Here is a 12,760-nt window from a genome sequence, read left to right as displayed (position 1 = left end):
CAAACAATGAAAACGCAACGATATCTGTCCGTACTGGCAGCCGTGCTGCTCGCGCTCGGTGCCGTCTCCGCGCATGCGGCGGGCGGCGGCAATGGCGGTGGTGGCGGTGGCGGCAACGGTGGCGGTCATGGCGCAGGCGGCATGGGCGGCAACGCGGGCGGCATGTCCGCGGGCCACATGAGCGGCCAGGCGCTGAGCAACTCGAACAGCTTCAGCGCGGGCGACCGCGACAAGGGCCTCGCGCGCGCAGCCGATCGCTCCGACACGATCGCAGACCGTGCGGGCACGCAGCCGGGCAAGGGGCATACGCACAGCCATACCGCGCATACGAAGACGTCGATGCATCACGCGCATCGCAACGCGTTCGGCCGCACGCTGTAAGCCGGCGCATCCGGCATCGAGAAGGGCGCTTCGGCGCCCTTTTTTCATCGCGGCGGCACCTGTGCGTGTCGCGGCGGAACGTCGAACCGACCCGATTTGCAACCAGCCGTAACCGCGTGCGTGAGCGCCCGACAATACGAAGCGCTTTCAGCGGGATGACAGCCGGATTCATCGTGTCGAAGCGGGCAGCCGGGCCGCGCATGAAAAAAGGGCGGCTCGACGCCGCCCTTCGTTTCAGCGCGCCGCGCCCGCCAGCGGCGGCGCAACGGATGCAGGCTCGAACAGCGCATCGACCTGCCTGACGCGCACGAAGCGCGCCGCATCTTCCCCGTCGACCAGCGCACGGAAATGCGCTTCGCCGCAGGCGAGCTTCGCGCGCTCGTGCTCGCTCGCGACGTCGCCGTCCGCATTCGGCGTATCGACGACGAAGTACAGCCGCTCGCCGCCATCCTGTTCCGCGAGCACGGCCCAGTCCGGGTGATAGCTGCCGAGCGGCGTCGGCACGCGGAACCACGCAGGCAGCTTCGCGTACAGCTTCACGCCGTCGTGCGCTTCGAGCGCATCGGCGAACGCGCGCTCCGCGTCGGTCTCGCACACGACCGCCTCATGGATCGACTTGCGCGCATCGAGCCGCAGGCTGCGCAGATAACCGGTCAGCGCCTCGCTCTCGAACGACTCGAGCGCATGCACGTGGCGCTCGCCGAGCTTGCGGTATGCGATGCCCGCGACCAGCGCGAGCCGCTTGCAGCGATTGATCGCATCGGCGGCCAGCGCGATGAACTGCTGCGGATTCACGCGGAAATCGTCGAGCCGGCCGCTGTCGGCGAGGATCGTCGCGAGCGAACGGCGCGTGAGCTGCGTGCGGTCCTGCAGTTCGGTGAGCAGGTCGGGCAGCGGCAGCTCGCCTTCGTCGATCAGCACCGTGCCGGCGCCGGCGACTTCGATCGCCTCGATGCCGGCCTTGCCGATGTCGATCTCGGCCTTGCGCCACTGCAGCCGCGCACGGGCGATGTCCGGTGCGTCGCGCAGCGCGGCCGTGCAGTCGCGCACGAGCTTCGCGTTGTCGAACTCGACGCTGTACACGGTGCGATGGCGGATGCGGTCCCACAGCGCGCGGAAGTCGTCGCCGAACACGACGGCCTTGCCCGACGCATCGCGCCGCAGCGCGATCGCGCGACGCTCGTCCGCATTGCGCACCGCGAAGCGGCCCGACAGCTTGCGCAGCGTCGCGACGATCGGCGCGCGCAGCGCCTCGAACGCTTCCGGCAGCACGAGCGCGCTCTGGCGCAGCGCATCCTTCAGCCGATCGAGCACCTTGCCCTGCGCGTCGACGTAGCCCTGCTCGCGCAGATGGTTCCACAGCACGCGCGACAGCTCGATGCCGAGCGCATGCGCGGGCCCGTCGCCTTCCTGCACCGGCAGTGCCGCGAACTGGTGTTCCTCGACGATCCCGAAACGGATGCCGGTGTCGGCCTCGATTTCCTTCTGCAGATTCTCCGCGAACGACTCGTAGCGCTCGGTCGCGATCACGGTGAGCGTGTTCACGCCCGGATCGCGCACGCGTTCGCCGTCCTGGTCGACCGCGAGCCGCAGCCCGCGGCCGAGCGTCTGGCGGCGCTCGCGTTCGGTCTGGATGTCGCGCAGCGTACAGATCTGGAACACGTTCGGGTTGTCCCAGCCTTCCTTCAGCGCCGAGTGCGAGAAGATGAACTTCAGCGGCGTGTCGAACGACAGCAGCGCTTCCTTCTCGCGCATGATGAGGCCGTACGCGCGTTCCGCGTTCTCGCGCGCCGCCGCGCTGCTTTCGCTGGTGTCGGTCCAGCCGCCCTTGCGGTCGATCGAGAAGTAGCCGTTGTGCGCGCGCTCGACCTCGAGCGCGACGTCGACGCCGTCGAACAGCGCACGATAGGCCGGCACACGCGCCGCGCGCGCATATTCCTCTTCGAAGATCAGCGCGTACTCGCCCTTCACGGGCATTCCGTTCTCGTCGTAGCGGCGATAGCGTTCGACCGAATCGACGAAGAACAGCGACAGCACCTTCACGCCGCGCTCGGCCAGGCGCAATTCCTTGTCGAGATGCTCGCGGATCGTGCGGCGGATCATCTCGCGCTGCACGGCGAGCGTGTCGATGTCGCCGAACGCTTCGCCGAGCGACAGGAACGCCTCGCCTTCCGGATGGCGCAGCTCGACGTATTCGGCGCCCTTCACCGCATGCACTTCGCCGATCCGCAGCCCGGCGTACAGCGCACGCCGGGTCAGCCGTTCGAGATCGTCGCCGTCGGTCGCCGATACGATCTGGCGCTTCACGCCGGCCGCGGTCGCGACGTCGAGCTCGATGCGCGCGCTGATCGCGCCGCGCCGGTTCGACACGCCGACGAGCCGCACGTACGGCTTGTTGTGCGCGTCCTCGACGATCGCCGAGGCGATCTCGATCTGCTTGACGAGCTTGCGCTCGTACGCGTCGACCGCATCGAGCCGGTACACCATGTGGTGGCGGTCGACGTGCGTGGCCGAATAGCGCAGCGTGCAGAGCGGCGCCATCGCGGCGAGCGCTTCGCGGCCGCGCCCCTCGAGGCCGCCGTCCACGCTCTGCGGCTCGTCGACGATCACGATCGGCCGCGTCGCGCGGATCAGGTCGATCGGTTTCTCGCCGCCGGTCTTCTCGCTGTCCTTGTAGAGGTTGTTGATCTCTTTCTTGTTGATCGCGGCGACCGTCATCACCATGATCTGGATTGCCGCGCTCGCCGCGAAGTGGCGCACCTGACCGAGCTTCGCGGAGTCGTACAGGAAGTAGTCGTACGGCACGCCCGCGTACAGCGCGCGGAAATGATCCTCGGTGATCGACAGCGTCTTGTGCACGCCTTCCTTGATCGCGATCGACGGCACGACGATCACGAACTTCGTGAAGCCGTAGCGGCGGTTCAGCTCGAAGATCGTGCGCAGGTACACGTAGGTCTTGCCGGTGCCGGTCTCCATCTCGACGGTGAAGTCGCGCGAGCCGGGCAGGCCGGACGGCGGCAGCCCGCCGCGCAGCTGCACGTCGGCGAGATTGCGCGCGAGCGCGTCGTCGGTCAGCGACAGCCGGTTGCCGACGCCTTGCTCCGACACCGCGAAGCCGAGCGAGCCTTGCGCGGCGGCGGTCGTGCCGGGTGCGGCATTCGCGAGCACGCTGAAGTCGCCGCGATACGACTCCTGGCCGCGAAACAGGTCGCAGACGGCGTCGATCGCTTCGCGCTGGTAGTCGAGATCCGCTTCGAAATGCAGCCGCATCACAGGCTCCGCACGCGCTTCACGCCGTGCTGTTCGAGCAGCGCGGCGAGATTGAGCTTCGCGACGTCGTCGACGAAACCGCTGTCGCGGAACAGGCACGTCACGTCGCGCGTCGCGCCGGTCGCATCGAGCAGGTCGACGATGCCGTCGGCGAGCGGGCCCGCGTCGTCGCGCGACAGCCGCGCATCGAAGCACGCGACGATCGCGCGGCCGATCAGGTGCACGGTCTTGCCGGCGACCTGGTGATGCTCGACCGGCGTGCACAGGTCGAGGCCGAGCTTCAGCGTCAGCTCGGCGAGCAGGTCGTCTTCCGTGCGGCCCGTCTTCACGTGCTCGACGGACGCGAACAGCGCATGGTCGAAGTCGTCGCGGCGCGGATCCCACTCGATCACGTTGGTCGTGTCGAGCCGGTATACGCGGAACCCGAGGTCGCCATAGCTTTCCGGATAGTCGCGCGCGACCTGCTGCGCGGCGCGGCGCAACCGCTCCTTGGTGATTTCCGCGAGCGTCAGCGGCTTCTTCAGCTTCGCGCAGAAATCGGCGGCGGCCAGCTGCGTCTTGTCGCGGCGGTCCAGCGCTTCCGGCAGCTGCACGAGGATGTAGCGGCGCGCGCCGCCGTCGGTCGCGTTCACCTGCATCACCGCGTGGCCGGTCGAGCCGGAGCCCGCGAAGCAGTCGAGCACGATGTCGTCGCCGCGCGTGCACCAGCCGATCACGGCCGCCGCGAAGTCGACCGGCTTCGGCTGGTCGAACGGGATCCCGAGCGTTTTCAGCAGCGCGTCGTCGGAGCCCGCGAACGGCAGCACCGACGGCACGTTCTCGTACATGTTCTCGTCGAGGTAGTAGATCCGCTGCGGCTGCGTGGTTTCGTCCGGGCCGAATTCGATCTGGCCGCGCTCGATCAGCGCCTGCATCGTCGCCGGCGGATTGCGCCAGCCGCGCGCCGGCATCGCGCACGGCTTGCCGGTGACCGGGTGGATCAGCGGCGTGAAATACTCGTCCGGCGCCTTCTTCTTGTTCGGCCACGCCATCGACACGAGGCGGTACACGCGCCCGTCGGCCGACAGCCGGTCGTACATCACCTCGCCGCCGGACAGGTTGGTCTGCGCCTTCATCCACGCGCGGTACGCCTTCTGCGCGTCCTTCGCGTTGCCGCTGCGGTACACCGCGTCGTGCGCGGCGTCGAGCATGCGCTGCGCGTTGCGCTTCGGGCGCTTCAGCGGTGCCTGTTCGAGCAGCGTCTCGGCGTTGCGCGCGAACAGCACCAGCGATTCGTGCTGGTACGCGACGCCGCGCGCGTCGCCCTTCGGGTTGCGCTTGTCCCACACGGCCACGCCGAGCTCGTTTTCCTCGCCGAAGATCTCGCGCAGCATCAGCACGAGCGCGTGCACCTCGTGCTCGTCGATGTGCACGGCGATCAGCCCTTCGTCGGACAGCAGCGCGTGCGCGAGCTTCAGGCGCGGGTACATCATGTTCAGCCAGTCGGTGTGGAACCGGCCGTTCGCCTCGGTATTGGTGCTGCGCTTCATCCCGCCGTCGGTCTGGCCCGTCATCGACAGGTAGTGGCGGATGCTGTCGCTGAAGTCGTCCGGATAGACGAAATCGCTGCCGGTGTTGTACGGCGGGTCGATGTAGACGAGCTTCACCTTGCCCGCGTAACTCTTGTGCAGCAGCTTCATCACGTCGAGGTTGTCGCCCTCGATCACGAGATGGCGCGTGTCGTCCCATGCGACGCTGTCGTCGGGGCACGGGCGCAGCGTGCCGGTCGACGGCGTGAGCGCGGCCTGGCGCGCGCTGCGCTTGCCGTGCCAGTGAAAGCCGTAGCGTTCGTCGGCGTCGCCGACGGTGCGCTCGCCGACCAGCGCCTTCAGCACGTCGACGTCGACCGATGCGCCGTGCGGGCCTTCGGTCACGAGTTCGGGGAACAGCGCCTTCAGGCGCGCGACGTTGTCGGCCGTGAAATCCGTCGACATCGCCTGCGGGCTCTCCGCATCGAGTTTCTGCATCGTTTTTTCCATCGGAGCCCGGCCGCGGCGCCAGGACATCGGGCGCACTCGCGGCACCGGCGGCAATGGCCACCCGGGCAAACCCGAAACGCTAGCGAGTCGGTCGGCGCAGGTCAAGCACCGATGTGCGGCGATCGTGCGCGCATCGGCCGCGAAACGCCCGCCGCACGGGCCGCACGCGGCTTCCGGCGGGCCGCGCGCACGGGCCGGCCGGCGCCCGCTTGCCGCGCGCTGCGCCTGCCCGCGGCACCGGCGAAAAAAAGGGCACGGTCGGCGCAGTGCGCCGGCGTGCCCGCATGGAGAATCCCGGATGGAGGATGCGGCGGGGCCCGACGGCCCCGCTTCGTGTCAGAACCGCGTGCGGATGCCCGACGTCAGTTCGAGCTGGTTCTTCGCGCCGAACGTCGACGACACCGTGTAGCCGCCGTGCAGGCGCATGTAGTCGCCGGCCAGGTACAGCTCGGTGCGCTTGCTCAGGTGGTAGAACACCGACCCGTAGATCGTTTCCTTGAAGCCGTTGCCGACGCCGTTGGTCAGGCTGAACGCGCCGAGGTTCGCGTTCGGCGTGAAGCCGTCGGCGTTGTACGCGGCGTTCTTCACGCGCATCTGCTGGTAGCCGAGCTCGTAGTCGAGCGGGCCCTTCGGCGCGATCTTCATCGACACCGTCCACGAATCGTCGTGACGCTGGCCGAGCGAGCCCTGGTCGCCGTTGTAGCGGAAGTAGCCGGCATTCAGGCGCACGATGCTGAATGCGTAGTTGCCGCCGACCGAGAACGTCTGGTTCCGGAAGCCGTTGTGGTTCACGTGGTTGTAGAAGCCCGACACGGCGAACGGGCCGCCGTTGTAGCCGAGCGCGACCTGGTACGCGGAGCCGGTCGCGAACGACGTCGAGTTGCTGAACTGGTAGCCGGCGCTCGCGAAGATGCCGTTGCTGAACAGCTTCTTCCACGCGAGGCCGTTGTTGTAACGCGTGCCGGTCGGGCCGGCCGCGTAGAAGATCATCTGCTTGAAGTTGTTCGAGTTGGTCCAGCCGCCTTCCTCGGTCGTCAGCTTCGCCGAGCCGTACGCGTCGCCGTAGATCGCCGATGCGTCGCGCGCGATCGTGTTCTGGAAGCCGGCCGTCAGCTTGCCGAAGCGTTCGTCCTCGACGCCGACCCACGCGTCGCGGTCGAAAATCTGGCCTTCGTCTTCCATCTGGCCGTTCGCGACCACGAATTCGCTTTCGAGGCGGAAGATGATCTTCGTGCCGCCGCCGATGTCTTCAGCGCCTTTCAGGCCCCAGCGGCTGCCGCTGAACCACGGCTCGCCTTCGTTGCCCATGCCGATCACGTGATTGCCGTTCGCGTCGGCGTGGGTCCGGTAGGTCGGAAAGCTCAGGTCCATCAGGCCGTAGAGCTGCACGCTCGACTGCGCGTACGCGTGGGTGCCGGCGCACAGGCCTGCCGCCGCGATGGAAAGGGCAAGGGTTTTTCGTTTCAAGATCGTCTCCTCCGAGCTGCCGCATTGAAATCTGTTCGTTGGCAGTACGTAATGTATGCCGATTGTTGCCGACCATAGCGAGAGGGTCGACGCATAGCATCGTAGAGGGTGCAATCCTTCACGACGCTTTCCCGGAGGAAAGAATCGGATCGGTGAAAACACCGAATTCGCAATAATCGGGAATCGGGCAAGACGGGCGAATGCGAGTTCGAGCGCGAGCCCGCGCCCGGCGCGCGACCGCCGGGCGCGCGACACGTTTCGTGCTGCGAATCGGTTTTCAGCGTTGACGCACGCGCGCCCGTCAGTCCTGCGCGCTCTTCGCGCGCAGGATATAGCCGAGCCCGCGCAGCGTGATGATCTCGGCCGTGCTGCCCGCGAGATGCTTGCGCAGCCGGTGGATGTAGATGTCGATCGCGTCGGCGCTCGGTTCGTCGTCGAGCGCGAACACGCTGTCCATCAGCCGCGCCTTCGACACCGTCTTGCTCTGCTGCAGCATCAGCGTTTCGAGGATCGCATGCTCGCGGCGGCGCAGCGCGAGCACCGCGTCGCCGCAGCGGAATTCGCGCGTGCCGAACGCATAGACGAGGTCACCGCACACGAGCTGCGTCGTGCCGACGCCGGCCTGCCGGCGGATCAGCGCGCGGATCCGCGCGACCAGCTCGCGCGATTCGAACGGCTTTACCACGTAGTCGTCGGCGCCCGCGCCGAAGCAGTCGACCTTGTCGTCGACCGAGCCGTGCGCGGTCAGCATCAGCACCGGCACGTTGTCGTTGCGGCGCCGCAACCGCGCGAGCACTTCCTTGCCGCTGATGCCGGGCAGCCGCATGTCGAGCAGCACCGCGTCGTAGCGTTCGGTCTTCAGCACGGTATCGGCGCGCTCGCCGTCGCCGACGCAGTCGACCGCGAAATCCTCGCCGCGCAGCAGGTTCACGATCCAGTGCGCGAGTTCGGCGTTGTCTTCGACCAGCAGGAGTTTCATGACGGCAGTTTCTCTTCAGGCGTACGCGGGCAACCGCACAGTCACGACGATACCGCGATTGCCGGGCCCTGGCGCAAGTGTCGCGCTGCCGCCGTGCGCCTGCGCGATCTCGCGGACGATCGCGAGGCCGAGGCCCGAGCCTTCGGTATCCGCCGACACGCGGTAGAACCGCTTGAACACGTGCGGCCGCGCTTCGGCCGGAATGCCCGGGCCGTTGTCGACCACGTCGAGCACGACCGCGTCGCCGTCGCGCCGCGCGGCGACCGTCACGCACCCGCCCGGCTGCGTGTAGCGCACCGCATTGTCGACCAGGTTCATCACCAGCGCGGTCAGCAGGCTGTCGCTGCCCGCGACGTCGAGCCGCTCGCCGAGGTCGGCGCCGAGGTCGATGTCGCGGCGCTGCGCGAGCACGATCGTTTCCTCGAGCACGCTCGATACCACGGCCGCGAGATCGACGCGGTGCGTGAGCAGCGTCGACGGCGTCGCTTCCGCATGCGCGAGCAGCAGCAGCTTGTCGGTCACGTCGGCCATCTTGCGGCTGCTGCGCTGCATGCTGTCGAGCACCGCCGCGAGGTCCGCATCGTCGTTGCCGCGCTGCTGCGCGTACTGGATCTGCGTGTCGAGCACCGCGATCGGCGTGCGCAGCTGGTGCGCGGCATCGGCGATGAAGCGGCGCTGCGTGGCCGTGTGCGTATTGAGCCGCGCGATGCACTGGTTGATCGCGTCGACGATCGGCCGCAGCTCATGCTGCAGCCGCTCCGGGCGGATCGGCTCCAGTTCCATCGGCCCGCGGTCGGCGACGTCGTCCTTCAGCTTCATCAGCGGGCGCAGCTCGAGCGTGAGGCCGAGATACACGAGCACGATCGCAAGCACCAGCATCAGCGACAGCCGCACGAGCTGCGGCCGCCAGATCGTCGCGACCATCGCGTCGTACGAGCGCGTCGTCTTCGCGACGACCACCGTGACCGTCTCGACCTGCCCCTCGTCGTACAGCTGGCGGTCGTACGCGACCGCGCGCAGCCGCACGTCGTCGAGCGACGTGTCGTACAGCGTCGGCTCGACGCCATGCTGGGCCGGCACGTCGAGCGTCGGGTTGCCCGCGAGCAGCCGGCCTTGGCTGTCGATCACCTTGTAGAACACCGAATCGCGCGACGGCGATTCGAAGATCTCCAGCGCGGCCGGCGGCACGTCGGCGGCCGGCATCCCGTTGCGCCACTCGACGTCCTCGCCGATCGTGCGCGCGGACGCGACAAGCGCGCTGTCCTGCACGAGCGCGGCCGTGCGCCGCGCGGTGTCGTACGACATCGCGCCCGCGATCAGCACGAAGGCCGCGAGCGGCAGCAGCAGCCACCACAAGAGCCGCCCGCGCAGGCTGTGCGCCATTCCGTCTCCTCAATGCCGAACCGCGCCGGGGGTGCCGGCGCGGTTCGCGTGTGTCGTCCGATGTTGCGTGCGCTGCTCAGAACGCGGCGGGCCGCCACTTCAGCAAGCGCTTCTCGACCCAGGTCAGCAGATAGTCGGCGGCCAGCGCGACCACGGCCAGCACGATCATCGCCGCGAACACGCCGCTTGCGTTGAACGCGCCCTGGGCGGTGGAGATTAGCAGGCCGATGCCCTGCTTGGAACCCAAGAATTCGCCGACCACCGCACCGACCAGCGCGAAGCCGAAGCTCACGTGCAGGCTCGCGAGAATCCAGCTGAGCGCGGACGGAATCACGACCGACGTGGTGATCTGCCGGCGCGACGCGCCGAGGATCTGCGCGTTCGCGATCAGGTAGCGGTCGGCTTCGCGCACGCCCTGGAACGCGTTGCCGAACACGACGAAGAACACCATCACGACAGCCAGCGCGATCTTCGACGCCATCCCGAGGCCGAGCGCGATCACGAACACCGAACCCAGCACGACGCGCGGAATCGAATTCGCGATCTGGATGTACAGGCCGAACACGTCGGCCATCAGCTTGTTGCGGCCGAGCACGATCCCGCAGATCACGCCGGCGACCGAGCCGATCAGGAAGCCGATCGCGGTTTCCTCGAGCGTCACCCATACCTGCGTGAGCAGCGGGCCCTGCGACGTGCCGTTCACGAACCAGTCCTGGATCTGCGCGAAGATCAGCGACGGCATCGAGAAGAAGAACGGATCGATCCACTTGAGGCGGGCGGCCAGCTCCCAGCCGCCGAGCACGACGACGAGCACGGCGATCCGCAGCGTGACGATCAGGTTGCGCCGGCGGCGCAGCCGGCGTTGCGCGGCGCGCTCGTCGTCCTCGAGCGTCGTCGCCGGAAGGGCGGTGGTGGGAAGCGTCATGTCGGTCATGCTCCTGTCCTTGCTGTTCGTTGCCATTGCTTGCCGTGCGGCCGATGCGTCAGCCGATCTGCACTTCTTCGCGCAGGTCGTGCCAGATGTCCTTGGAAATCTCGATGAAGCGCGCGTCGTAGCGCACTTCCGACATGACGCGCGGACGCGGCAGGTCGATCTCGTACACGCGCTTGAGCGTCGCGGGCCGCGCGGTCAGCACGAACACGCGGTCGGCGAGGGCGATCGCTTCCTCGAGATCGTGCGTGACGAACACGACCGAGCCCTTGTTCGCGGACCACAGCTGCAGCAGCTCGTCCTGCATCAGCGTGCGGGTCTGCATGTCGAGCGCGGAGAACGGCTCGTCCATCAGCAGGATTTCCGGCTGGTTGATGAAGGTCTGCGCGAGCGCGACGCGCTTGCGCATCCCGCCGGAGAGCTGGTGCGGGTAGTGCTTCGTGAACTTGTCGAGGCCGACCTTGCGGATCCATTCCTCCGCCTGCGCGTACGCGACGTCCTTCGAGCGGCCGCGGAACAGCGGGCCGGCCGCGACGTTGTCGATCACGTTGCGCCACGGGAACACGGCATCCGCCTGGAACACGAAGCCGATGCGCGGGTCGATCCCGTCGACCGGGCGGCCCATCACGCGGACCTCGCCCGACACCGGCTTCAGCAGCCCGGTGATCATGTTCAGCGTGGTCGACTTGCCGCAGCCGGTCGGCCCGACGATCGCGATGAACTCGCCGCGCGCGACGCTCATGCTGAAGTCGCGCAGCGCGACGGTGGCCTTGCCTTCCGGCGAAATGAAGCGGCACGACACATTGCGAAACTCGATCGCCGGTGTGCTCGGGGAAACTGCCTGGTTCATTACATTCGTCCTGCGGGTGAGGAGGGCGTCGCATCGTGGCGCCGCCGGGCCGGTCAGCCGGGCCGGAACGGGGCGCGCACGGCGGGGATCGCCGCCGCCGGCGCGTGTGCCAGCGTCGATTACTTCGCGTTCACGAAATCGTTGGTGTAGGTGCGTGCCAGGTCGATATGCTTGCCCTTCACCGACGGGTTGAATGCCGACAGCACCTTCAGCACGGTCGCCGGGCCGTCGGCCGGCATCTTCGCGTCGGCGGTGTACATCGGCAGCGACGCCTTCAGCGCGGCCACGTACAGCGCCTTGTCCTTCTGGTAGTCGGCCGGCATCTTCGCGGCGATTTCCTCGGCGCTGTGCGTGTGGATGAACTGCATCGTCTTCGCGAACGCGTGCGCGAGCTTGGTCGCTTCGGCCTTGTGCGAATCGGCCCATGCGGACTGCACGTACAGGCTCGCGGCCGGGTAGGTGCCGCCGAGCGCGGCGCGCGTGCCGTCGACCGTGCGCATGTCGACCAGCACCTTCGCGTCGCCCATCTTCTCGAGCGCGGACACCGTCGGCTCGGTCGTCATCCCGGCGTCGATGCGGCCCTGCTTGACCGCGGCGATGAAGCTCGCGTCGGCGCCGACCGGCAGCATCGTGTACTGCGTCGACGGCACGCCGTGCTGCAGCGCCAGGTATTGCGTGAGGAAGCTCGTCGACGAGCCGAGGCCCGTCACGCCGAGCGTCTTGCCCTTCGCGTCGGCCATCGACTTGAACGTCGGCGCCGCCTTCGTCGACACCATCTCGACCTCGCCCGGCACCTGGCCGAACACGGCGATCGCCTTCACGTCCTTGCCCTTGCTCTGCAGGTCGATCGTGTGGTCGTAGAAGCCGACGACGCCCTGCACGGCGCCTGCCAGCAGCTCGTTCTCGGCGTCGACGCCGGCCGGCTGCGACAGCAGCTCGACGTCGAGCCCTTCGGCCTTGAAGTTGCCGAGCTCCTGCGTGAGGCGCGCGGGCAGGTAGATCAGCTTCGCGATCCCGCCGACCATGATCGTGATCTTGCCGTCTTCGGCGAAAGCGGGGTGAGCGGCGAGCGCGCAGCTCAGGCTGGCTGCAACGGCGAGGGTGCGCAGGATGGGTCGCATCGGGGTCGTCTCCTTCGTTGTATTCGTATGGCGCGATGCTTGCTGCATCGTCTTAACGAGTATAGGGAGGCGAAACCTTCTGCAACCTTTCGCGGGTGGGTGAATCGTTTAGGGGTTTTCCTGCAATTCGATCGAAGTCGACGGCATCCCATGCCCGCCACGCTGCGCGCCCTGCAGCCGGCCGCAGAACCTTCCTGCCATCACGCGACGCGCGCATTCGCGTCATCGCGCGATGCGCCGATCAAAGCCGGCGCGTGCCCATGCACGACTAGGCCACGTACCCAACTCTATCGTGGCACCCGAAATTCCCTTTCCGAATCAAAGCTCTATATCGATATTAATCGTACAAATACTATTGCC

General features: G+C 67.6%; 9 protein-coding genes. 1 reads left to right on the top strand and 8 read right to left on the bottom strand.

All coding sequences use genetic code 11. The features are described from left to right. The first annotated feature begins 6 nt into the window (after positions 1-6). Positions 7-381, top strand: coding sequence for a hypothetical protein (locus Q3A80_RS16730; protein WP_446330056.1), 375 nt, complete (start codon positions 7-9; stop codon positions 379-381). A gap of 234 nt (positions 382-615) precedes the next feature. On the opposite strand, the gene Q3A80_RS16725 is transcribed toward Q3A80_RS16730, so the two are convergent. From Q3A80_RS16725 to Q3A80_RS16690, 8 genes are all read right to left on the bottom strand, one after another. After that, a complete protein-coding gene (locus Q3A80_RS16725; RefSeq protein WP_446330055.1) occupies positions 616-3,651 on the bottom strand; it encodes a type III restriction-modification system endonuclease in 3,036 nt (1,011 codons plus the stop codon). After that, positions 3,651-5,669, bottom strand: a complete 2,019-nt coding sequence (locus tag Q3A80_RS16720; RefSeq protein ID WP_446330054.1) for a site-specific DNA-methyltransferase — start codon at positions 5,667-5,669, stop codon at positions 3,651-3,653. Before Q3A80_RS16720 ends, Q3A80_RS16725 begins: the two co-directional genes overlap by 1 nt. A gap of 336 nt (positions 5,670-6,005) precedes the next feature. Beyond that, positions 6,006-7,136: a porin gene (locus Q3A80_RS16715; protein ID WP_446330053.1), complete on the bottom strand. Its 1,131-nt coding sequence runs from the start codon at positions 7,134-7,136 to the stop codon at positions 6,006-6,008. 301 nt (positions 7,137-7,437) lie between these two features. Beyond that, a complete protein-coding gene (locus Q3A80_RS16710) occupies positions 7,438-8,115 on the bottom strand; it encodes a response regulator (RefSeq protein ID WP_446330052.1) in 678 nt (225 codons plus the stop codon). Positions 8,116-8,130: 15 nt separating this feature from the next. Then, positions 8,131-9,498 carry a sensor histidine kinase gene (locus tag Q3A80_RS16705; RefSeq protein ID WP_446330051.1) on the bottom strand — a complete coding sequence of 456 codons (1,368 nt, stop codon included), beginning with the start codon at positions 9,496-9,498 and terminating at the stop codon, positions 8,131-8,133. Positions 9,499-9,574: 76 nt separating this feature from the next. Beyond that, positions 9,575-10,423: an ABC transporter permease gene (locus Q3A80_RS16700; RefSeq protein WP_446330050.1), complete on the bottom strand. Its 849-nt coding sequence runs from the start codon at positions 10,421-10,423 to the stop codon at positions 9,575-9,577. Between the two features lie 58 nt (positions 10,424-10,481). Then, a complete protein-coding gene (locus tag Q3A80_RS16695) occupies positions 10,482-11,279 on the bottom strand; it encodes an ABC transporter ATP-binding protein (RefSeq protein ID WP_098550200.1) in 798 nt (265 codons plus the stop codon). A 119-nt stretch (positions 11,280-11,398) separates the two neighbouring features. Then, complete coding sequence (locus Q3A80_RS16690; RefSeq protein ID WP_446330049.1) at positions 11,399-12,400, bottom strand: ABC transporter substrate-binding protein; 1,002 nt, start codon at positions 12,398-12,400, stop codon at positions 11,399-11,401. Between the last annotated feature and the right edge of the window lie 360 nt (positions 12,401-12,760).

This window comes from Burkholderia sp. SR8 (assembly GCF_052851275.1).
This window is presented reverse-complemented; position numbering and strand designations above follow the sequence as displayed.